The sequence below is a fragment of the Streptomyces sp. NPDC008238 genome (assembly GCF_042956445.1).
Taxonomy (GTDB): domain Bacteria; phylum Actinomycetota; class Actinomycetes; order Streptomycetales; family Streptomycetaceae; genus Actinacidiphila.
Genome location: NZ_JBIBGK010000004.1, coordinates 237,842 through 260,851, shown reverse-complemented (window position 1 = coordinate 260,851; position 23,010 = coordinate 237,842). Strand labels below are relative to the sequence as shown.

General features: G+C 72.2%; 16 protein-coding genes. All 16 read left to right on the top strand.

What is annotated here, in order from left to right; translation table 11 throughout:
• Positions 1–279 precede the first annotated feature (279 nt).
• The 16 genes from ACFZAU_RS13495 to rpmA all read left to right on the top strand — a co-directional run bounded on the left by ACFZAU_RS13495 (position 280) and on the right by rpmA (position 22,989).
• A complete protein-coding gene (locus ACFZAU_RS13495) occupies positions 280–2,916 on the top strand; it encodes a valine--tRNA ligase (RefSeq protein ID WP_500552241.1) in 2,637 nt (878 codons plus the stop codon).
• A 127-nt stretch (positions 2,917–3,043) separates the two neighbouring features.
• Entirely contained in the window at positions 3,044–4,528 is a 1,485-nt protein-coding gene (gene folC, locus ACFZAU_RS13490; protein WP_500552326.1) for a bifunctional tetrahydrofolate synthase/dihydrofolate synthase, read from the top strand.
• 24 nt (positions 4,529–4,552) lie between these two features.
• Positions 4,553–4,888 carry a DUF4233 domain-containing protein gene (locus ACFZAU_RS13485; RefSeq protein ID WP_499598939.1) on the top strand — a complete coding sequence of 112 codons (336 nt, stop codon included), beginning with the start codon at positions 4,553–4,555 and terminating at the stop codon, positions 4,886–4,888.
• A gap of 96 nt (positions 4,889–4,984) precedes the next feature.
• Complete coding sequence (gene ndk, locus ACFZAU_RS13480) at positions 4,985–5,398, top strand: nucleoside-diphosphate kinase (protein WP_500461624.1); 414 nt, start codon at positions 4,985–4,987, stop codon at positions 5,396–5,398.
• A gap of 314 nt (positions 5,399–5,712) precedes the next feature.
• Positions 5,713–6,732 carry a rod shape-determining protein gene (locus ACFZAU_RS13475; protein WP_500552325.1) on the top strand — a complete coding sequence of 340 codons (1,020 nt, stop codon included), beginning with the start codon at positions 5,713–5,715 and terminating at the stop codon, positions 6,730–6,732.
• A gap of 122 nt (positions 6,733–6,854) precedes the next feature.
• Positions 6,855–7,802 carry a rod shape-determining protein MreC gene (mreC, locus tag ACFZAU_RS13470; protein WP_499598937.1) on the top strand — a complete coding sequence of 316 codons (948 nt, stop codon included), beginning with the start codon at positions 6,855–6,857 and terminating at the stop codon, positions 7,800–7,802.
• The gene (mreD, locus tag ACFZAU_RS13465; RefSeq protein ID WP_500552240.1) at positions 7,799–8,407 is read left to right on the top strand and encodes a rod shape-determining protein MreD; all 609 of its coding nucleotides are present in this window, start codon (positions 7,799–7,801) and stop codon (positions 8,405–8,407) included. Before mreC ends, mreD begins: the two co-directional genes overlap by 4 nt.
• Positions 8,408–8,492: 85 nt before the next feature.
• Positions 8,493–10,703 (top strand): penicillin-binding protein 2, encoded by a 2,211-nt coding sequence (gene mrdA, locus ACFZAU_RS13460; RefSeq protein WP_500552239.1) that lies wholly within the window; start codon positions 8,493–8,495, stop codon positions 10,701–10,703.
• Entirely contained in the window at positions 10,700–11,896 is a 1,197-nt protein-coding gene (gene rodA, locus ACFZAU_RS13455; RefSeq protein WP_500552238.1) for a rod shape-determining protein RodA, read from the top strand. The genes mrdA and rodA overlap by 4 nt, the downstream gene beginning before the upstream one ends.
• A gap of 60 nt (positions 11,897–11,956) precedes the next feature.
• Positions 11,957–13,489 carry a CYTH and CHAD domain-containing protein gene (locus ACFZAU_RS13450; RefSeq protein WP_500552237.1) on the top strand — a complete coding sequence of 511 codons (1,533 nt, stop codon included), beginning with the start codon at positions 11,957–11,959 and terminating at the stop codon, positions 13,487–13,489.
• Positions 13,490–13,606: 117 nt separating this feature from the next.
• On the top strand, positions 13,607–15,532 hold the full coding sequence (locus ACFZAU_RS13445; RefSeq protein WP_500552236.1) for a TIGR03960 family B12-binding radical SAM protein: 1,926 nt from the start codon (positions 13,607–13,609) through the stop codon (positions 15,530–15,532).
• A 174-nt stretch (positions 15,533–15,706) separates the two neighbouring features.
• On the top strand, positions 15,707–16,984 hold the full coding sequence (locus ACFZAU_RS13440) for a hypothetical protein (protein WP_500552235.1): 1,278 nt from the start codon (positions 15,707–15,709) through the stop codon (positions 16,982–16,984).
• Positions 16,985–17,052: 68 nt separating this feature from the next.
• Positions 17,053–17,826: a TIGR03936 family radical SAM-associated protein gene (locus tag ACFZAU_RS13435; protein WP_500552234.1), complete on the top strand. Its 774-nt coding sequence runs from the start codon at positions 17,053–17,055 to the stop codon at positions 17,824–17,826.
• A 218-nt stretch (positions 17,827–18,044) separates the two neighbouring features.
• On the top strand, positions 18,045–22,160 hold the full coding sequence (locus ACFZAU_RS13430; protein WP_500552233.1) for an Rne/Rng family ribonuclease: 4,116 nt from the start codon (positions 18,045–18,047) through the stop codon (positions 22,158–22,160).
• A 239-nt stretch (positions 22,161–22,399) separates the two neighbouring features.
• Entirely contained in the window at positions 22,400–22,720 is a 321-nt protein-coding gene (gene rplU / locus ACFZAU_RS13425) for a 50S ribosomal protein L21 (RefSeq protein WP_500461615.1), read from the top strand.
• A gap of 14 nt (positions 22,721–22,734) precedes the next feature.
• A complete protein-coding gene (gene rpmA / locus ACFZAU_RS13420) occupies positions 22,735–22,989 on the top strand; it encodes a 50S ribosomal protein L27 (protein ID WP_499598926.1) in 255 nt (84 codons plus the stop codon).
• The last annotated feature ends 21 nt before the right edge of the window (positions 22,990–23,010 follow it).

Here is a 23,010-nt window from a genome sequence, read left to right as displayed (position 1 = left end):
CGTCAGAATTACCCCGTACGCCGGTCGTTCGGGCCGGCGGGCCGCCACGCCCCCGCCGCCGGCCCGGGCGGGGTGTCCGCCCGCCGGTGCCGGAGCCCTCGCCGGGCCCGCGGCCCGCGCCGCGGCCCGCCCCCGGTCCGGACGGCGGCGGCACCCCGGCCGGGTCCCGCGGCGGGCACGCGTCGCCCGGGCGGACCTCGCCCGTGCCCCGGCCCCGCCTCTCGCGCCCGGCACCGGTGGATTCGTAACGGGGCCCGCCGCGCCCGTAAACTGAGCGCCGTGACCGACAACACTCAGCAGGCCGCCGCGAGCGGACCGAACAGCGCGACCCCCGAACTGCCGACCCAGTACGCGCCGGCCGAGGTAGAGGGGCCCCTGTACGAGCGCTGGGTAGAGCGCGGTTACTTCGAGGCCGACGCCAAGAGCGACAAGAAGCCGTACACCATCGTCATCCCGCCGCCGAACGTCACCGGCAGCCTCCACCTGGGCCACGCCTTCCAGCACACGCTGATGGACGCCCTCACCCGCCGCAAGCGGATGCAGGGCCACGAGGCGCTGTGGCTGCCCGGCATGGACCACGCGGGCATCGCCACCCAGAACAAGGTCGAGCAGCAGCTCGCCGAGGAGGGCAAGTCCCGGCACGACCTGGGCCGCGAGGCCTTCGTCGAGCGCGTGTGGCAGTGGAAGGAGGAGTACGGCGGCAGGATCCTTGGCCAGATGCGCCGTCTCGGCGACGGCGTGGACTGGTCGCGCGAGCGCTTCACCATGGACGAGGGCCTCTCCCGTGCCGTCCAGACGATCTTCAAGAAGCTCTACGACGACGGTCTTATCTACCGCGCCGAGCGCATCATCAACTGGTGCCCGCGCTGCCTGACCGCGATCTCCGACATCGAGGTCGAGCACGAGGACCGGGACGGCGAGCTGGTCTCGATCCGCTACGGCGACGGCGAGAACTCCATCGTCGTGGCCACCACCCGGGCCGAGACGATGCTCGGCGACACGGCCGTCGCCGTCCACCCCGACGACGAGCGCTACCGGCACCTGATCGGCACCGAGATCGACCTGCCGCTCACCGACCGCCGGATCCCGGTCGTCGCCGACGAGCACGTCGACCCGGAGTTCGGCACCGGCGCCGTCAAGGTGACCCCGGCGCACGACCCCAACGACTTCGAGATCGGCCGGCGCCACAACCTGCCGTCCCTGACGATCATGGACGACCACGCCCGGATCACCGTCCACGGCCCCTTCCAGGACATGGACCGCCTCGAGGCCCGGGACGCCGTCGTCGGCGCCCTGCGCTCGCAGGGCCGCATCGTCGCCGAGAAGCGGCCGTACGTCCACGCGGTCGGCCACTGCTCCCGCTGCAAGACGATCATCGAGCCGCGGCTGTCGCTGCAGTGGTGGGTCAAGGTCGGCCCGCTGGCGGAGGCCGCCGGTGACGCCGTCCGCGACGGCCGGGTGAAGATCCACCCGCAGGAGATGTCCGGCCGCTACTTCCAGTGGGTCGACAACATGCACGACTGGTGCATCTCGCGCCAGCTGTGGTGGGGCCACCGCATCCCGGTCTGGTACGGCCCCGACGGCGAGACGGTCTGCGTCGGCCCGGACGAGCAGCCCCCGGCCGGCGAGGGCTGGACGCAGGACACCGACGTCCTGGACACCTGGTTCTCCTCGGGCCTGTGGCCGTTCTCCACCCTGGGCTGGCCGGAGCGCACCCCGGACCTCGAGAAGTTCTACCCGACCGACGTCCTGCTGACCGGCCACGACATCATCTTCTTCTGGGTCGCCCGGATGATGATGTTCGGCCTGTACGCGATGGACGGCCAGGCGCCCTTCCACACCATCGCCCTCACCGGCCTGGTGCGCGACGAGCGCGGCAAGAAGATGTCCAAGTCCTTCGGCAACGTCGTGGACCCGCTGGACTGGATGGACAAGTACGGCTCGGACGCGCTGCGCTTCACCCTCGCCCGCGGCGCCAACCCCGGCACCGACGTGCCGATCGGCGAGGACTGGGTCCAGGGCTCCCGGAACTTCACCAACAAGATCTGGAACGCCACGCGCTTCGCGCTGATGAACGGCGCCACGGTCGAGGGCGAACTGCCCGCGCCCGAGGAGATGTCGGCGACCGACCGCTGGATCCTGTCCCGGCTGAACGCCACGGTCGCCGAGGCCGACGCGCTCTACGACGACTACCAGTTCGCCAAGCTCAGCGACGTGCTCTTCCACTTCGCGTGGGACGAGGTCTTCGACTGGTACGTCGAGCTGTCCAAGACCACCTTCCTCGCCGGCGGCCGTCCGGCCGAGGTCTCGCAGCGCGTGCTGGGCGAGGTCCTGGACAAGCTGCTGCGGCTGCTGCACCCGGTGGTCCCCTTCGTCACCGAGACGCTGTGGACCACGCTCACCGGGCGCGAGTCGGTCGTCGTCGCCGACTGGCCGGCCGACTCCGGCTTCCGTGACGCGGTCGCCGAGCGGGAGATCGCGGCGGTGCAGTCGCTGGTCACCGAGGTCCGCAGGTTCCGCGCCGACCAGGGCCTGCAGCCCGGCCAGAAGGTCCCGGCCCGGCTCGACCTGGGCTCCACCGGCCTGGAGGCCCACGAGGCCGCCGTCCGCCAGCTGCTGCGCCTGCAGCCGGAGGGTGAGGCCTTCACCGCGACGGCGACCCTCCCGGTGGCGGGCGTGACGGTCGCGCTGGACCTCTCCGGGGCGATCGACGTCGACGCCGAGCGGAAGCGGCTGGCCAAGGACCTGGCCGCCGCCGAGAAGGAGAAGGCGCAGGCCACGGCGAAGCTGGGCAACGAGGCGTTCCTGGCGAAGGCCCCGGAACCGGTCGTCGCCAAGATCCGCACCCGCCTGGAGGCGGCCGAGGCGGACATCGCCCGCATCACCGCGCAGCTGTCCTCGCTGCCGCAGGGCTGACGCACCGGGGGTGGGCAGGCGGAAACGCCTGCCCACAACCCGGATCTACCTGGCCCCTTCGTACAATGTGGTCGTGAGCAACCCGCGCCCCGAGAACGACGAGCCCCTTTCCGACCCGCTGGCCGCGATGGGTCTGGGCGGCGACGAGGACGAAGCCGGCACCGACCCCGGCCGCGAGGCCGACCTGGCGGTGATCGAGGCGGGCAGCCGCACCCTCCGGGCCGGCGGACCGGTGCCGCAGGACGACGGCGTCCCCGCCCGCCCCACCGACCCGGAGGTCGACAAGGCCCTCCGCGAGGTCGAGGCGGAGCTGGCGGGCCGCTGGCCGGAGACGAAGCTCGAGCCGTCCCTGGACCGGATGAACGCGCTGATGGACATCCTGGGCGAGCCGCAGCGGAGCTACCCCTCGATCCACATCACCGGTACCAACGGCAAGACCAGCACCGCCCGCATGATCGAGCGGCTGCTGCTCGCCTTCGACCTGCGCACAGGTCGCTACACCAGCCCCCACGTGCAGTCCGTCACCGAGCGGATCAGCCTCGACGGCCGGCCGATCGCGGCGGAGAAGTTCATCGAGACCTACCGCGACCTCACGCCGTACGTGGAGATGGTGGACGGCTCCCAGCCGTACCGGATGTCCTTCTTCGAGGTGCTGACCGGCATGGCGTACGCCGCCTTCGCCGACGCCCCGGTGGACGTGGCCGTCGTCGAGGTCGGCATGGGCGGCAGTTGGGACGCGACCAACGTGCTGGACGGCACGGTCGCCGTCGTGACCCCGATCGACCTGGACCACACCGACCGCCTGGGCGCGACGCCCGGCGAGATCGCGGTGGAGAAGAGCGGGATCGTCAAGAAGGACGCCACCGTCGTCCTGGCCCAGCAGCCCATGGAGGCGGCCCAGGTGCTGCTGAAGCGGGCCGTCGAGGTGGACGCGACGGTCGCCCGGGAGGGCATGGAGTTCGGCGTCGTGCACCGCGAGGTGGCCGTCGGCGGGCAGATGCTCACCCTGCGCGGCCTGGGCGGGGAGTACGAGCAGGTCTTCCTGCCGCTGCACGGTGAGCACCAGGCCCACAACGCGGCCGTGGCGCTCGCCGCGGTGGAGGCCTTCTTCGGCATCGGCACCGTGCACGCCCGCACCCTCGACGTCGACACCGTCCGCTCCGCCTTCGCCGCCGTCACCTCGCCGGGCCGCCTGGAGGTCGTGCGCCGCAGCCCCACCGTGGTGCTGGACGCGGCGCACAACCCGGCCGGCGCCCGGGCTGCGGCGGCGGCCGTGGGCGAGGCCTTCGGCTTCACCCACCTGGTGGGCGTGGTCGGGCCGAGCGGCGACAAGGACGTACGGGGCCTGCTGGAGGCCTTCGAGCCGGTCTTCGCCGAGGTCGTGGTGACCCAGAACTCCACCCACCGCGCGATGGACGTGGACGAGCTGGCCGCCCTCGCGGTCGAGGTCTTCGGCGACGAGCGCGTGCAGGTCGAGCCCCGGCTGGACGACGCGATCGAGGCGGCCGTGACGCTCGCCGAGGAGCAGGGGGAGTTCTCCGGCGCCGGGGTGCTGATCACCGGATCGGTGATCACCGTGGGAGAGGCCCGGCTGCTGCTGGGCCGCAAGTGACGAGCAGGAAGCGAAGTCAAGCGGATGCGGACCCTGTGCGCGAGCACCCTGATCGGTGAGTTCTTCGTGATCGGCTTCGCCGGTCTGGTGGCGATGAAGCAGCCGGAGCTGACGACCGGCACGGTGTGGACGGTCAGCGGCATCGCCATGGCCCTGTGCGTGCTGCTGTGCGGCATGCTCGGCCGGCGCGGCGCCCTGGCCGTCGGCTGGCTGCTGCAGGCCGGGCTGATCGCGAGCGGCTTCGTCGTCCCGGTGATGTTCTTCCTCGGTGCGGTCTTCGCCGCGCTGTGGTGGGCCGCCGTCCACTTCGGCCGGAAGGTGGACGAGGCCAAGGCGGCGCGTGCCGCGCAGCCGGCCTGAGAGCACCCGTAGGGCCCCGGCCGAGGGGGTGCCGTGGGCCGTGGGGATCACCGGTAATGTCGTCGTACCCGCATCCCGCACATAGGAGTCACACCGATGTCCCAGCGCACCCTCGTCCTTCTCAAGCCGGACGCCGTACGCCGTGGCCTGGTCGGCGAGATCCTCGGCCGCATCGAGCGCAAGGCGGGCTGGAGCATCACCGCGCTGGAACTGCGCACGCTCGACCGCGCGATCCTCGAGCAGCACTACGCCGAGCACGTCGGCCGGCCCTTCTACGAGCCGCTGGTGGAGTTCATGGCCTCCGGTCCGGTCGTCGCCCTGGTCGCCGAGGGGGAGCGGGTCATCGAGGGGCTGCGCGCGCTGGCCGGCCCCACCGACCCGATCGCGGCCGCGCCCGGTTCGATCCGCGGCGACTTCGGCACCATCGTCCGGGAGAACCTGATCCACGCCTCGGACTCCGAGGAGTCCGCCGAGCGCGAGATCAAGATCTTCTTCCCCGGCCTGGCCTGATCCCCCGCGGCGATTCGCCCCGAATCCGCCGCTGACGCCCGATCAGCTCAACGGGCGGCCGGAAATTTCCCGGCCGCCCGAGGCATATGCCGGGGGTTCGGGGGAACCAAATCCGCCGACACGGCGTCACCATTGCTGAGGACAGCTGTGTGTTCTGATGACAATGGCGGCGGAACCCTGACCCCGTGCCCTGGCGGGCGCGACTACGATGGAATCTCCGCTCCTCCGGCTCAGCGCACAGCAGCGCACCCGCCGTGCTCACCCCCACATCGCTCCAGCTCGGGAAGGCCAGACGTATCCTCATGGCGAACAACATGTCGTTCATCGGCCGTGACATGGCTGTCGACCTCGGCACCGCCAACACGCTGGTGTACGTCAGGGGTCGCGGGATCGTCCTCAACGAGCCATCCGTCGTCGCCATCAACACCAACACGGGCGGCATCCTGGCGGTCGGCTCCGAAGCGAAGAAGATGATCGGCCGGACCCCCGGCAACATCGTCGCCGTCCGTCCCCTCAAGGACGGGGTGATCGCGGACTTCGAGATCACCGAGCGCATGCTGCGCTACTTCATTCTCAAGATCCACAAGCGGCGCTACCTGGCCCGCCCCCGCGTCGTGGTCTGCGTCCCCTCCGGCATCACCGGGGTCGAGCGCCGCGCCGTCATCGAGGCCGCCACCCAGGCCGGCGCGCGCCAGGTGCACATCATCGAGGAGCCCATGGCCGCCGCGATCGGCGCCGGGCTCCCGGTCCACGAGGCGACCGGCAACATGGTCGTCGACATCGGCGGCGGCACCACCGAGGTCGCCGTCATCTCGCTCGGCGGCATCGTCACCGCGCAGTCCATCCGGGTGGCCGGTGACGAGCTGGACAACGCGATCATCCAGCACATCAAGAAGGAGTACAGCCTCCTCCTGGGCGAGCGCACCGCGGAATCGATCAAGCTCACCATCGGCTCGGCCTTCGCGGTCGACAACGAGGAGCACACCGAGATCCGCGGCCGCGACCTGGTCTCCGGCCTGCCCAAGACGGTGGTCGTCTCGGCCGCCGAGGTGCGCAAGGCGATCGAGGAGCCGGTCAACGCCATCGTCGACGCGGTCAAGACGACCCTCGACAAGTGCCCGCCCGAGCTGTCCGGCGACATCATGGACCGCGGCATCGTCCTGGCGGGCGGCGGCGCGCTGCTGCGCGGCCTGGACGAGCGGCTGCGCAGCGAGACCGGCATGCCGATCCACATCGCCGAGTCCCCGCTGGACTGCGTGGCCCTCGGCGCCGGCAAGTGCGTCGAGGAGTTCGAGGCGCTGCAGCAGGTCCTGGACGCGCAGCCGCGCAGATGAGTCCTCACGATCCGTCGTACGGGTGAAGTCCCGCCCGTACGCCGGATCGTTCTACCTCCCGGGCGGGCCCGTCGGGCCCACGGGCTCACACGCTCTGACGAGGAAGGCACGGACTGGCCCCCGTGAGGGACACACGAGAGAGCCGGCTTCTGCTGGTGCTGCTGGTGGCGATCGCTTTCGCGCTGATCACCGTCGACATCCGCGGCGGTGAGGACTCACCGCTGGACGGCGCCCGGTCCGCCGCGGCCGCCGTCTTCGGCCCCGTCGAGGACGGGGTCGCGGCGGCTGTCGACCCGGTGGACAACGCCGTGGACGCGGTACGCGACTCAGGCGACCGGAGCAGCCGGATCAGCGAACTGGAGCGGGAGAACGCCGAGCTGAAGCAGCAGCTCGGCAGCAAGGACGTCACGCGCGAGCGGGCCCGCGAACTCGACAAGCTGCTCAAGCTCGCCGGAGCCGGCCAGTACCGGGTCAAGGGCGCGCAGGTCATCGCGATAGGAGCCGCCCAGGGCTTCTCCTGGACGGTCACCATCGACTCCGGTGCCAACGACGGCATCCAGCGCGACATGACGGTGGTCAACGGGGACGGCCTGGTCGGCCGGGTCACCACCGTCGGCCCGTCGACCTCGACCGTCCTGCTCGCCTGCGACCCGGACTTCACGGTCGGCACGCGGCTGGAGAAGACCTCCGAGCTGGGCTTCGCGACGGGCCAGGGCAACCGGCCGATGCGGGTGCAGCTCCTCAACGGCAAGGCCCACGTGAAGAAGGGCTCGCGCCTGGTCACCTTCGGCTCCCAGGCCGACAAGCCGTTCGTGCCCGGCGTTCCGGTCGGCACGGTCGTCAAGGTGGACCCCGCCGGCGGCGGCCTCACCCGTACGGTCGAGGTCACCCCGTTCGTGGGCTACACCAAGCTCGACATCGTCGGTGTCGTCGTCCAGGGCCCGCGCAAGGACCCGCGCGACTCGGTGCTGCCGGCCGGGCCCAAGCCCGTCCCGACGGTCACCGTCACCGCGACGCCGAGCGTGAACCCCTCTCAGTCCTCGCTCTACGGACAGGAGGAGGTCCGATGAAGCGCATCCTGTTCTCCAGCGGCCTCGTGGTCGCCGGCATGGTCGTCCAGGTGTGCGTCCTGGCCCGCCTCCACCTGCCCGGCGCCGTGCCCGACCTGCTGCTGCTGGTCGTCCTCGGCCTCGCACTGACGTACGGTCACGTGGCCGGCTGCCTCATCGGCTTCGGCGCCGGACTGCTCGCCGACCTCGCCCCGCCCGCCGACCACGCCGCGGGCCGCTACGCCCTCGTGCTGTGCGTCGTCGGCTACATCGCCGGCCTGGTCAAGCCCGACGGCGGCCAGTTGCGGTCGGCCACCCGCCCGATGCTGGTCGTGGTCGGCGCCGCCATCGGCTCCACGGTGCTGTACGCGGCCGTGGGCGCCCTCGTCGGCGACACCGCGGCCCAGCACGTCGGCCTGGGCAAGCTGCTGTTCACCGCCGCCCTGTACGACCTGCTGCTCGCACCGTTCACCGTGCCGTGGATCATGGCGCTGGCCCGTCGGTTCCAGGGCGACTCGCTCACGGAGGACGCCTCCGGCCCCGGCTTCGGCGCCCGCATCGGCGGCCAGCGCTCGAGCCTGCTGGGCCGGGTGGGGAGCGTCGCCAAGGGAGGCCGGCGGCTGTGAGCGGCGCACGCGAGGCCGCCGGGGGGCGGCCGACGACGAGGCACGCGCTGTCGTGCCGAGCGGGCGGAGAAGCGGGAGGGGCGGCGTGAGCAACATCCCCGAGACGGGGCGGACGCCGCGGGTCACGATCCGGCTGGTGGTCCTGCAGATCCTCGTCCTGTCCCTGCTGTTCACCCTCGGCGGGCGGCTGTGGTTCCTGCAGATCCGCGACGGCCACGAGTACACGGCGCAGGCCAACAGCAACAACGTCCAGGAGGTCGTCGCGCCCGCCGTCCGCGGGTCGATCCTGGACGACAAGGGCGTGGCGCTCGCCGACAACGAGACCCGGCTGGTGGTCTCCGCGAGCCGCACCGACCTGCTCAAGCAGAAGGACGACGGCAAGGCGGTGCTGACCCGGCTCGCCGACGTGCTGCACATGAAGCCGGAAGAGGTCCTGGGCAAGGTCCGGCTCTGCGACTCGCAGACCCCCAAGCCCTGCTGGAACGGCTCGCCGTACCAGCCGATCCCCATCACCGACGAGGCCACCACCCAGCAGGCGCTGCAGATCATGGAGCGCCGCGAGGACTTCCCCGGCATCACCGCGGAGCCCACCGCCGTGCGCCGCTACACCGCGCCGTTCGGGTCCAACACCTCCCAGGTCCTCGGCTACCTCTCGCCCGTGACGGACGACGAGCTGACCGCCGCCGAGAAGAAGGGCCGGTCGCTGCTGCGCTCGGACCAGATCGGCCGCTCCGGTCTGGAGCGCACCTACGACAGCGAGCTGCGCGGCACGGCCGGCGTCACCCGCTACGAGGTGGACAACCTCGGCCGGGTCATCGGCAAGGCGGGCGAGACCGCCGCGGAGCCCGGCAGCCACCTGGTCACCAGCATCGACGCGCGCGTCCAGGCGGTCGCCGAGAAGGAGCTCAACGAGGCGATGAAGGTCGCCCGGCAGACCTTCGACAAGGTCACCGGCAGCCTCTACAAGGCGGACTCCGGCGCGGTCGTCGTCATGGACGTGCACACCGGCCAGGTCATCGCGATGGCCAGCGCCCCCACGTACGACCCGAACGTCTGGGTCGGCGGCATCTCCGCCAAGGACTACGCCAAGCTGACGGGCAAGAAGTCCAACTTCCCGCTGCTCAACCGGGCCATACAGGGTCAGTCGGCCCCCGGCTCGACCTTCAAGGCGATCTCCACCTCGGCCGCCGTGAAGGCCGGCTACGACATCAACGGGCGCTACCCCTGCCCGTCGTCGATGACCATCGGCGGCCGGGTCTTCAACAACTTCGAGGGCGAGAGCGCCGGTTCCATCACCCTCGCCCACGCCCTGGAGATCTCCTGCGACACCGTCTTCTACGGCCTGTCGTACGACCAGTGGCTCAAGGACGGCGGCACCAAGCCCAAGAAGCACCCCAAGGACTGGTTCTACAAGACCGCCAAGGAGTACGGCCTCGGCTCGGTGACCGGCATCGACCTGCCCTCCGAGGTCACCGGCCGGATCCCGGACCGCCAGTGGAAGCGCGACTACTACGAGGCCAACAAGGACTACTGGTGCAAGGTCGCCAAGAGCGACAAGCAGGACTACGCCAGCCAGATCGCGCGCGAGAACTGCGTCGACGGCTACGTCATGCGCGCCGGTGACTCCGTCAACTACGCCATCGGCCAGGGCGACACCCTCGTCACCCCGATCCAGATGGCCAACATCTACTCGGCCATCTCCAACGGCGGCACGCTCTACCAGCCCACCATCGGCAAGGCGATCATCAGCGCCGACGGCAAGAAGGTCACCCGGATCAAGCCGAAGGTGAACGGCAAGGCCCCGGCCACCAAGAACACCCTGAAGTACATCAACGAGGCCCTCGAGGGCGTCGTCACCCACGGTACGGCCGCATGGCGCTTCGGCGGCTGGCCGCAGGACAAGATCCCGCTGCACGCCAAGACCGGTACCGCGGAGGTCGCCGGCAAGCAGACCACCTCGTGGTTCACGACGTACAGCAAGGACTACGCGATCGTCATGACGATCTCCCAGGGCGGTACCGGTTCCGGTGGTTCCGGCCCGGCCGTCCGCAAGATCTACGAGGCCATGTACGGCGTCCAGAAGGACGGGGCGATCGACAACAAGAAGGCCCTGCTGCCGCGCCCCCTCAGCAAGCTGCCGAAGATCGACGCCGACGGCACCATCCGGGTCACCAAGGCGGCCTGGGCCGACGCGCCGCAGGGGCCCGCCGCGCCCGGCCACGTCGTGCTGGCGACCGCAGCGCTGCCCCCGGACCGCGGCGAGAAGCTCCTGGCGGGCAGGAGGTACCGGTCATGAGCGCGCAGGGCTACGCGGCGCGGCGCTTCACCCCCGAGCGCGGCACCCTGGGCAAGCTCCTGGCCCGGGACTCGATAGTGCGCCGGATGGACTGGCTGCTGCTCGGCGCCGCACTCGCGCTCTCCCTGATCGGCACCGCGCTGGTGTACTCGGCGACGCGCAACCGCACGGAGCTCACCCACGGGGACCCGTACTACTTCCTGCTGCGGCACATGCTCAACACCGCCATCGGCTTCGCCCTCGCCGCCGGCACGGTGGCGCTGGGCCACCGCCGGCTGCGCGGCGCGGTGCCGGTGCTCTACGCCATCTCGGTGCTGCTGGTGACCGCGGTGCTGACCCCGCTGGGCTCCACGGTCAACGGCGCCCACGCGTGGATCGTGCTGGGCGGCGGCTTCTCGCTGCAGCCCTCCGAGTTCACCAAGATCACCATCATCCTGGGCATGGCGATGATGCTGTCCGCCCGGGTCGACGCCGGCGACCGCCTCTTCCCCGACCACCGGACGGTCGCCCAGTCGCTCGGCTTCGCCATACTGCCGATGGCGATCGTCATGCTGATGCCCGACCTCGGGTCGGTCATGGTCATGGCCGTCATCGTGCTCGGCGTGCTGCTGGCTTCCGGCGCCTCCAACCGCTGGGTCCTCGGCCTGATCGCCGCCGGGGCGAGCGGCGCGATCGCGGTCTGGCAGCTCGGCGTCCTCGACCAGTACCAGATCGACCGCTTCGCCGCCTTCGCCAACCCCGCCCTCGACCCCGCGGGCGTCGGCTACAACACCAACCAGGCACGCATCGCCATCGGCTCCGGGGGACTCCTCGGCAAGGGCCTCTTCGACGGCAGCCAGACCACCGGGCAGTTCGTGCCCGAACAGCAGACCGACTTCGTCTTCACCGTGGCGGGCGAGGAACTCGGCTTCGTCGGGGCGACCCTGATCATCGTGCTGCTCGGCGTCATCATGTGGCGCGGCTGCCGCGTCGCCCGCAACGCGACCGACCTGTACGGCACGATCATCGCCGCCGGCATCGTCGCCTGGTTCGCCTTCCAGTCCTTCGAGAACATCGGCATGACCCTCGGCATCATGCCCGTGGCCGGTCTGCCGCTGCCCTTCGTCTCGTACGGCGGATCGTCGATGTTCGCGGTCTGGATCGCGATCGGACTGCTGCAGGCCATCCACATGAAGCGGCCCATGTCGGCCTGACACCGTCCACCGGGTGAACGCACCATTGCGGCCGGGCGAACCCGCGATTAGGTTCCTGACATGGGGAAGCGTGTCGCGGAGACCGAGCGCAAGTACGAGGCCGCCGAGCAGACCGGCGAACCCGATCTCGAAGGTCTGCCCGGGGTCGCGGCCGTGCGCGTCCTGGAACCCGCAGAACTGGACGCCGTCTACATCGACACGTCCGACCTGCGGCTGGCCACCCACCGGATCACGTTGCGCCGCCGCACCGGCGGCGACGACGCCGGCTGGCACCTGAAACTGCCCACCTCACAGACCGACACCCGCACCGAGGTGCACGCGCCCCTCGGCAAACAGGGCCGCAAGGGCGGCCCCAGGGTGCCCAAACCCCTGCTCGCCGAGATCACCGCCGTCATCCGGGACCGGGAGCTCGTCCCGGTCGTCCGGCTGCACACCACCCGCACCAGACTCCACCTCGTCGACGCGGAGGGCACGCCCCTCGCCGAGATCGCCCACGACGACGTCCGCGCCACCGTCCTGGACCACTCCGACGGGGCGGAGAACGCCTGGACCGAGGTCGAGACCGAACTCCTAGACGGCGACACCGCCCTCCTCGACGCCGTCGAGAAGCGGCTCCGCGCCGCCGGGCTACGGCGCTCGAAGTCCCCCTCCAAGCTCGCCCACGCCCTCGGCGACCGCCTGACCGCCGCCCCCCGGCCGCCGCAGCCGCCCTCCCGGCCCCGCACCGCCGGGGACGTCGCCCTCGCCTACGTCCACGAGCAGATCACCGCCATCACCGGCTGGGACCCCGAGGTCCGCCGCGACGAGCCGGACTCCGTCCACCAGATGCGGGTCTCCACCCGCCGGCTGCGCAGCGCCTTCAAGTCCTTCCGCCGCGAACTCAACCGCGAGGTGACCGACCCCGTCGGCGACGAGCTGAAGTGGCTCGCCGGGGTCCTGGGCCTCGAACGCGACCGCGAGGTCCTCGCCGAACGCCTCGGCGACCGCCTCGCGGAGCTCCCCGAGGAACTCGTCACCGAGACCCTCAGCGCGCGCATCGGCGGCGACGCCCCCGTCCACGAGGGCGCCCGCAAGGAACTCCTGCGCGAACTCGGCAGCGGACGCTACTTCCGCCTCCTGGACACCCTGGAGTCCCTGCTCACCGACCCACCCCTGCTCAAGGGAGCCAAGGCCCCCGCCACCGCCGTCGCCAAGGCCGTCAGCCGCGACCACCGGCGGCTGCGCCGGCGCGTCGAGCCCGCCCTGGAGCGGGAACCCGGCCACGAACGCGACCTCGCCCTCCACGACGCCCGCAAGGCCGCCAAACGGGCCCGCTACAGCAGCGAGGCCGCCCGGGTCGTCCCCGCCCTGCGCAAGCCCGCCAAGAAGCACACCAAGCGCATGAAGGCCGTCCAGCAACTGCTCGGCGAGCACCAGGACAGCGTCATCTGCCGCGACGCCGTCCTGCGCCTCACCTCCGACGCCCGCGAGGCGGGCGAGGACACCTTCGCGTACGGCGTGCTCTACCAGCTGGAACGCGACCTCGCCGCCACGGCCGAACGGCAGCTGCCCGAGGAATGGCCCAAGGCGGACCGCGGCAAGCTGTCCGGCTGAACCGGCCCCCGGCGACCGTCACCAGGCGCCCCGCGCCGCGCCGAGCGCGGCCGGGGAGCCCTCTGTGACGCGTTACGCTGAATGGTCACCCTTGCCAGCTCACGAAAGACACCTCTGATGCCTGTCGAGTCGGTCTTCCCCCAGCTCGAGGCCCTGCTGCCGCACGTGCAGAAGCCGATCCAGTACGTCGGCGGGGAACTGAACTCCACCGTCAAGCCGTGGGACGAGTGCGACGTCCGCTGGGCCCTGATGTACCCGGACGCCTACGAGGTCGGACTGCCCAACCAGGGCGTCATGATCCTCTACGAGGTGCTCAACGAGCGCGAGGGGGTCCTCGCCGAGCGCACGTACAGCGTGTGGCCGGACCTCGAGGCCCTGATGCGCGAGCACGACGTGCCGCAGTTCACCGTGGACGCCCACCGGCCGGTCAAGGCCTTCGACGTCTTCGGCCTCAGCTTCTCCACGGAGCTCGGCTACACGAACATGCTCACGGCCCTGGACCTCGCGGGCATCCCGCTGGAGGCCCGGGACCGCACCGAGGACCACCCGGTCGTGCTCGCCGGAGGCCACGCGGCCTTCAACCCCGAGCCCATCGCGGACTTCCTCGACGCCGCGGTGATCGGCGACGGCGAACAGGCCGTCCTGGAGATCACCGACGTGATCCGCGCCTGGAAGGCCGAGGGCCGCCCCGGCGGCCGCGACGAGCTGCTGTTCCGGCTGGCCCGCACCGGCGGGGTGTACGTGCCCAAGTTCTACGACGTGGAGTACCTGGCCGACGGCCGGATCGCCCGCGTCGTCCCCAACCGCTCCGGCGTGCCGTGGCGGGTGTCCAAGCACACCGTCATGGACCTCGACGAGTGGCCCTACCCCAAGCAGCCGCTGGTCCCGCTCGCGGAGACCGTCCACGAGCGGATGTCCGTGGAGATCTTCCGCGGCTGCACCCGCGGCTGCCGCTTCTGTCAGGCCGGCATGATCACCCGCCCGGTGCGCGAACGCAGCATCACCGGCATCGGCGAGATGGTCGACAAGGGCCTGAAGGCCACCGGGTTCGAGGAGGTCGGCCTGCTGTCGCTGTCCTCCGCCGACCACTCCGAGATCGCCGACGTCGCCAAGGGCCTCGCCGACCGGTACACGGAGGACAAGATCGGCCTGTCCCTGCCCTCCACCCGCGTCGACGCCTTCAACATCGACCTGGCCAACGAGCTGACCCGCAACGGCCGCCGCTCGGGTCTGACCTTCGCCCCGGAGGGCGGCTCCGAGCGCATCCGCAAGGTCATCAACAAGATGGTCTCGGAGGAGGACCTGATCCGCACCGTCGCCACCGCCTACGGCAACGGCTGGCGCCAGGTGAAGCTGTATTTCATGTGCGGTCTGCCCACCGAGACCGACGAGGACGTGCTGCAGATCGCCGACATGGCGAAGAACGTCATCCAGAAGGGCCGCGAGGTCACCGGCCAGAACGACATCCGCGCCACGGTGTCGATCGGCGGGTTCGTGCCCAAGCCGCACACCCCGTTCCAGTGGGCCCCGCAGCTCGGCGTCGAGGAGACCGACGCCCGCCTGGAGAAGCTGCGCGACGCCATCCGCGGCGACCGGAAGTACGGCCGCAACATCGGCTTCCGCTACCACGACGGCAAGCCCGGCATCATCGAGGGCCTGCTCTCCCGCGGCGACCGCCGCGTGGGCGCCGTCATTCGCGCCGTCTACGAGGACGGCGGCCGCTTCGACGGCTGGCGCGAGCACTTCTCGTACGACCGCTGGCTCCGCATGTGCGAGAAGGCGCTCCCGGAGCAGGGCGTCGACCTCGCCTGGTACACCACGCGGGAGCGTACGTACGAGGAGGTCCTGCCCTGGGACCACCTGGACTCGGGCCTCGACAAGGACTGGCTCTGGGAGGACTGGCAGGACGCCCTCGACGAGACCGAGGTCGAGGACTGCCGCTGGACGCCCTGCTTCGATTGTGGGGTGTGTCCTCAGATGGACACCCACATCCAGATCGGCCCCACCGGCAAGAAGCTGCTGCCGCTGACCGTGGTGAAGTAGTGCTGAAGTAGCGGTTCGCCGAGCACTCGAAGGCCCCCGCCGGCACGGCGGGGGCCTTCGTGCGTCCGGGGCGGGACGACGCGTCAGGCCGGCTCCGCGGCACGGCCGTTGACCCGGGAGGTCCGTGCCGGGAGGGGGGAGGTGAACGCGGGGTTCCGGGCGTACCGTTCGGGGATGGAGGAGCGGGGGAGCGCCGGCGGGTACGGCGGGAGCGGGGACGGGGACGGGTGCCTGACGGTGGCGGTCAGGATGCCGGCGCGGATCGTGGCGCTGGTGGTCGTGCTGCCGCTGCGCATCGCGTGGGACGCCCTGGCGGCGTCGGGGCGGGCGTCGGGGCGGTTGGGGCGGTGGCTGGTCGGGGTGTGCGTGGTCGCCCCCGCGGCGGCGCTGTGGCGGTACGTGCTGGCTCCGGTGGGACGGGCCGCGGAGGCGGCCGTGGTCTGGGTGGTCCGGCTGCTGGTCGTGGTGCCGGTGGTGGGGCTGTGGCGGTACGTGCTGGTGCCGGTGGGCGTGGCGGTGGTGTGGGCGGTCCGGACGTTGGTGGTGGTGCCCTTGGCGGCGCTGTACGGGCGCGTGCTGGTGCCGCTGGCCACCGGGGCGGTCCGGCTGCTGGTCGTGCTGCCCTCGGTGGGGCTGTGGCGGTACGTGCTGGTGCCGGTGGGCGTGGCGGTGGTGTGGGCGGTCCGGACGTTGGTGGTGGTGCCCCTGGCGGCGCTGTACGGGCGCGTGCTGGTGCCGTTGGCCGCCGGGGCGGTGTGGCTGCTCCGGTGGGCGGTACGGCTGCTGGTCGTGCTGCCGGCGGTGGGGCTGTGGCGGTACGTGCTCGTGCCGGTGGGCGTGGGGGTGGTGTGGGCGGTCCGGACGTTGGTGGTGGTGCCCCTGGCGGCGCTGTACGGGCGTGTGCTGGTGCCGTTGGCCGCCGGGGCCGTGTGGCTGCTCCGGTGGGCGGTACGGCTGCTGGTCGTGCTGCCGGCGGTGGGGCTGTGGCGGTACGTGCTCGTGCCGGTGGGCGCGGCCGTGGCGTGGCTGGCGCGGTGGGCGGTCGTGGTTCCGCTGCTGTTCCTGTGGCGGCGGGTGCTCGTGCCGGTCGCCAGGGAGGTCCGGGACGCCCTTCTGGTGGCCTGGCGGGTGGCGGGGTACGTCTCGCGTGCCCTGGGCCGGGCCCTGAAGTGGCTGGTCACCGTGGTCGTGGTGGTCCCGGTGGCCTGGGTGTGGCACGCCGTCGTGCTGCCCGTGTGGCGGCCGGTGCGGCGGGCGGCGGCCGAGGCCCGGCGGGTGGTGCGCGACGCGCTGGCCGCGGTGCGGGAGACCGTGCGCGGGGTGCGGGCCGATCTGCGCGGTGCGCTGACGGGCGCGCCGCGACGGGTGGAGCGCGCTGCGGGCGCCGTGGGGAACCGGAAGGCCGGAACCCCCAGTAATCTGGAAGACGACAAGCAACCCCGTCCGGGGTGACCAGACGCACGAGGGACTGAACGACACTGGGCAAGCGACAGCCCGAAGGCCCGCCGCCCGCACCCGCGGTGCAGCGCATCCGACTGCGCTACACCAAGCGCGGCCGCCTCCGGTTCACCAGCCACCGCGACTTCCAGCGCGCATTCGAGCGGGCGCTGCGGCGCGCCGAGGTGCCCATGGCGTACTCGGCGGGTTTCACCCCGCACCCCAAGGTGTCGTACGCCAACGCCGCACCCACCGGCGTCGCGAGCGAGGCCGAGTACCTGGAGATCGCGCTCAGCGAGGCCCGTGAGCCGGAGAAGCTGCGCCTGCTGCTGGACGAGTCGCTGCCGGCCGGACTCGACGTGGTCGACGCCGTCGAGGCCCGTACCTCGGGGCTCGCCGAGCGGCTGGCGGCGTCGGTGTGGCAGCTGCGGCTGGACGGTGTCGAGCGGGACGAGGCCGAGCGGGCCGTGGCGGCGTTCCTCGCCGCCGGGACCGTCGAGGTCCAGCGCATGACGAAGAACGGCGTGCGGACTTTCGACGCGCGCGAGGCCGTCACCCGGCTCGAAGCGGTGGATCCGCAGGTGGCCGGGGCCCAGGACGGTGTTTTCGAACAGGGTGCCGATAGGCCGACGCCAGGAGCTTGTGCGATACTGCGGCTGGTTGTTCGGCATGTGACACCTGCCGTACGACCCGACGACGTCCTGTCCGGCCTCCGTGCGGTGGCCGACCTCGCGCCGCCGGTCCCCGCAGCGGTGACCAGGCTGGCGCAGGGGCCGCTCGACGAGGAGACCGGTACGGTGACCGATCCGCTCGCGCCCGACCGCGATGCCGCGACGGTGCCGGAGGGTTCCGCCTAGGACCGTCGTCGTTGTGCGGCCGATGCATCTGGGGAAACCCGGGTCCGGCAGCACGCATCAGACGAGACTTTCGTCGGCCCGTCACTGCGGTGCCGACGAGCTATACGACAGCTCCCGTGTGGCGCCCGCGCCCCCCGGGCGGCGGAACGCGATGACGCGGACCGCCGCGAACCGGACCAGGACGCGGCGCCCGGGAGCGTGACGGGAGATATGCCCGCATGCTCGAGCACAACGAGCCGAACGAGGCGCCCGAGAACGGCGCCACCGAAGCCGCCTCCGGCGGCACCGACACCGAGGCGACGGCCGCACCGCGCCGTCGACGCCGGGCGGCGAGCCGCCCCGCAGGACCGCCCGCGGCCGGCGAGGCCGCGCAGGACGTGACCCCGGGGGCAGCGGCCGCCGGGTCGCCGGCCATACCGGCCGAAGCTGCTTCCGCGGAGCCGGAGGCCGAGGCCGCGCCGGCGCGTACCCGCCGCCGGGCGACCCGCAAGGCCTCCGCCCCGGAGCCGCAGGCGGCCGGGTCGGGCGAGGAGACGGCCGAGGCCGCTCCCGCCCCTACCCGCCGCCGTGCGACACGGAAGGCCACCGCCGCGGCCCCGGCCCCCGAGGCCGTCGTGGCGGAGACGCCTGCCGAGCCGGCCCCTGCCCCCGAGACGACCTCCGAGACCTCTGGGGCGGAGCAGGCCGGGCAGCCGGCGGCTCCGGCCCGTTCGCGGCGCCGTGCCACGCGCAAGGTGACCAGCCCCGAGGCGGCCCCGGCCGCCGAGGAGACGAGCGGCCCCGCGGCCGCCGCCGACACGCAGGCCAAGGAGCTCCAGGCCGGCCTGCCGCTGCACGCCGAGACCGCCCCCGCGGCGGAGCAGGCCGAGCAGCCGGCGGCCCCGGCCCGTACCCGGCGCCGTGCCACGCGCAAGGTGGCCACCCCCGAGGCGGCTCCCGCCGAGGACGTCGCCGTGGCCGCCGCGGACGCGCCGGCTAAGGCGCTGCAGGAGGAGCCCGCGGAGCCGCCCGCCACGCAGCCGCGGCGCGGCAGGGCCGAGAAGCCCCAGGCCGAGAAGTCCCGGGCGGCCCGTTCGCGTCGGCGTACCGCCCCGGCGGCTTCCTTCCTCGCCGCCGACGACGGCTCGCGCCGTCTGAAGCCGGGTGCGCTCGCGCCTCGTGAGGAGGCGGCGGCGGAGGCCGCCGCCGAGACCGTCGTGGCCGCCGCCCCGGAGCGGCGCACCTACACCGCCAAGGCCGTCCCGGACGGTTCCGGCTGGGCCGTCGAGGTCGAGGACGCGTACGAGATCCGCGGCTACGGCGACACGGTCGACGAGGCGCACGCCGCGGCGGTCGTGGCGGTCGCGGAGGCGTTCGGTGTCCCCGCGGACACGATCGTCATCCAGGTCCACGAGGCGCAGGGCGCCGAGGCCGAGCCCGCGGCGGAGCCCGAGGCCGAGCCCGAGCCCGAGGCGGCTCCCGCGCGGGGACGGCGCCGGGTCGTGCGCCCGCCGGTGGCGGTCTTCCAGGCACCGGTGTTCCAGGCTCCCGCCCCGGCGCAGGCCGGGCAGGCCGCGCCGGCCGCGGAGCAGGAGGACCACGAGGAGCCCGAGGCCGAGGCGGAGGCCGAGGAGTACGCCGGCGGACGCCGCCGTCGCCGTCGTCGTCGCGGTGAGCCCGCGGAGGCCGTGGAGACCGCGCAGAGCGCCGTGGCCGAGCACGCCGACGAGGAGCCCGAGGCCGTCCACGAGGACGAGGCTGAGGCCGAGGCCGACGAGCACGAGGGCGACGAGCACGAGGGCGAGGGCGGCGAGCGCATCTCCCGCCGTCGCCGTCGCGGTGGCCGCCGCCGTCGTCGTGGTGAGGCCGCCGACGGCGAGGAGGCCGCCGGCGAGGACGAGGAGACCGAGGGCGAGGGCGCCGCGGACGAGTCCGATGAGGACGACGAGCAGGACGGCGAGAGCAGCAGCACCAGCCGTCGCCGTCGCCGTCGTCGCCGCCGTGGCGGCGAGGGCCCGGCCGAGGAGAGCCTGGGCGAGGACGCCCCGGAGCGCACGGTCGTCAAGATCCGCGAGCCGCGCAAGCCGTCCGAGCCGGCCGACGAGGTGCAGTCCATCAAGGGCTCCACCCGTCTGGAGGCCAAGAAGCAGCGCCGCCGCGAGGGCCGTGAGCAGGGCCGCCGGCGTGTGCCGATCATCACCGAGGCCGAGTTCCTGGCCCGCCGTGAGGCGGTCGAGCGCGTCATGGTCGTCCGTGAGAACGGCGACCGCACGCAGATCGGTGTGCTGGAGGACGACGTCCTCGTCGAGCACTACGTCAACAAGGAGCAGGCCACCTCCTACGTCGGCAACGTCTACCTGGGCAAGGTCCAGAACGTGCTGCCGTCCATGGAGGCCGCGTTCGTCGACATCGGCAAGGGCCGCAACGCCGTCCTGTACGCCGGTGAGGTCAACTTCGAGGCGCTGGGCATGGGCAACGGCCCGCGGCGCATCGAGGCGGCCCTGAGGTCCGGCCAGTCGGTGCTGGTCCAGGTCACCAAGGACCCGATCGGCCACAAGGGCGCCCGCCTGACCAGTCAGGTGTCGCTGCCCGGCCGCTACCTGGTCTACGTGCCCGAGGGCTCGATGACCGGCATCAGCCGCAAGCTGCCCGACACCGAGCGCGCCCGGCTGAAGCAGATCCTCAAGAAGATCGTCCCCGAGGACGCGGGCGTCATCGTGCGCACCGCGGCCGAGGGCGCGAGCGAGGACGAGCTGCGCCGCGACGTCGAGCGGCTGCAGTCGCAGTGGGAGGAGATCCAGAAGAAGGCCAAGAGCGGCAACGCCCCGTCGCTGCTCTACGGCGAGCCGGACATGACCGTCCGCGTCGTCCGCGACATCTTCAACGAGGACTTCAGCAAGGTCATCGTCAGCGGCGACACCGCCTGGGAGACCATCCACGGCTACGTCTCGCACGTCGCGCCGGACCTGGCCGAGCGGCTGAGCCGCTGGACCTCCGAGGTCGACGTCTTCGCCACCTACCGGATCGACGAGCAGCTGCTGAAGGCGCTGGACCGCAAGGTCTGGCTGCCGAGCGGCGGTTCGCTGGTGATCGACCGGACCGAGGCGATGGTCGTCATCGACGTCAACACCGGCAAGTTCACCGGCCAGGGCGGCAACCTGGAGGAGACGGTCACCAGGAACAACCTGGAGGCGGCCGAGGAGATCGTGCGCCAGCTGCGGCTGCGCGACCTGGGCGGCATCATCGTGATCGACTTCATCGACATGGTGCTGGAGTCCAACCGCGACCTCGTGATGCGCCGTCTGCTGGAGTGCCTGGGCCGTGACCGGACCAAGCACCAGGTGGCCGAGGTCACCTCGCTGGGGCTGGTGCAGATGACCCGCAAGCGGGTCGGCCAGGGTCTGCTGGAGTCCTTCTCCGAGACCTGCGTGCACTGCAACGGCCGCGGCGTCATCGTCCACATGGACCAGCCCACGACGGCCGGTGGCGGCGGCAAGCGCAAGCGCCGTCGTGGCGGTGCGGCGGAGGAGCCGGCGGTCGCCGGGACCGCCGTCGCCGAGGCCGAGGAGGCCGTGGAGGAGGCGTTCGAGCTGGAGCCGGTCGCCGTGGCGGAGGCCGAGCTGGTCCCCGCCGTCGGCGGGGACGAGGAGTGGTTCAGCAGCCCGGCGGAGGCCGAGGCCGCGGCCGGCCGCCGTTCCCGGCGGCGTGCCTCGCGGCGGGTCACCGCTCCGGTGGGCTCGCCGGACGCGACGGCCGAGATCGTCACCGTCGTCCCGTCGGTCGCCCCGGTCACCGAGCCCCAGGCGGCGGAGGCCGCGACGGCCACCGCCACCCAGGCGCCCGCGGTCGTGGACACTGCCGAGGTCGTGGAGGAGCCCGTCGCCCCGGTCCGCGGCCGGCGCCGGGCGACCCGCAAGGCCACCGCGCCGAGCGCCCCCGCGGGTGAGGCGGCCACGGTGGTCGTCCCCGCGGCGGAGACGGCCGTCCCGGCCCCGGCTCCCGAGCCGGAGCCCGTGGCGGAGGTCCAGGAGCCGGCCGCGCCGGTCCGTCGCCGGGCCACGCGCCGGGCGTCCGCCCCCGCGGGCGCGCCGTCCTCGGGCGAGGAGGCCGCGGTCGTGGTCGTCCCCGGCACCGAGGCGCAGCCGCAGAGCGACGCCGCCGAGACCGACACCGCCGAGGCGGAGCCGAAGAAGCGGGCCGCGCGCAAGACGGCCGCGAAGAAGGCGCCGGCGAAGAAGGCCGCCGCCAAGAAGACGGCCGCCAAGAAGACCGTGGCGAAGAAGACCACCGCGAAGAAGACGACGGCGAAGAAGGCCGCGAAGGCCACGGCCGAGGCGCCCACCGAGGCGTCCTGACCCGGGGTCACCGTCCGAGGGCCGTCCCCCACCGGGGGGACGGCCCTCGGCGTGTCCGGCCGGGGAGGCGCCGGTTTGACCCGGTCGAGGGTGCCCCGTAACCTTAACCTTCGGCGTTTTGACGTTTGACGCCCATTCCTGAGCACCTTCCTACCGGCCCCGGCCGGCAGAGGCCCCCCACGCACCGCAGGGACGGCTGGCGTCAGGAGTGACGATCCGAGCGAGAGAGTGAGTTCCGCGTGTACGCAATCGTGCGCAGCGGTGGCCGCCAGCACAAGGTGGCCGTCGGCGACATCGTCGAGGTTGACAAGATTTCCACTGGCAAGGTTGGCGACGCGGTCGAGCTCTCGACGCTGCTCGTCGTGGACGGCGACGCCGTCACCAGCGACCCGTGGGTGCTGGCCGGGATCAAGGTCGAGGCCGAGATCGTGGACCACCACAAGGGCCAGAAGATCGACATCCTGCGGTACAAGAACAAGACCGGCTACCGCCGTCGTCAGGGTCACCGCCAGCAGTACACGGCGCTGAAGATCACCGGCATCCCCGCCGCTGCGAAGTAAGGGACTGAACAGAGATGGCACACAAGAAGGGCGCATCGTCCACCCGGAACGGTCGCGACTCCAACGCCCAGCGGCTCGGCGTCAAGCGCTTCGGCGGCCAGGTCGTGAACGCCGGTGAGATCATCGTCCGCCAGCGCGGCACCCACTTCCACCCCGGCGCGGGCGTCGGCCGTGGCAAGGACGACACGCTGTTCGCCCTCGCCGCCGGTGCGGTCGAGTTCGGCAGCAGCCGTGGTCGCAAGGTCGTGAACATCGTCCCGGTCGCCTGATCGGCCGCGATACGACTTCAC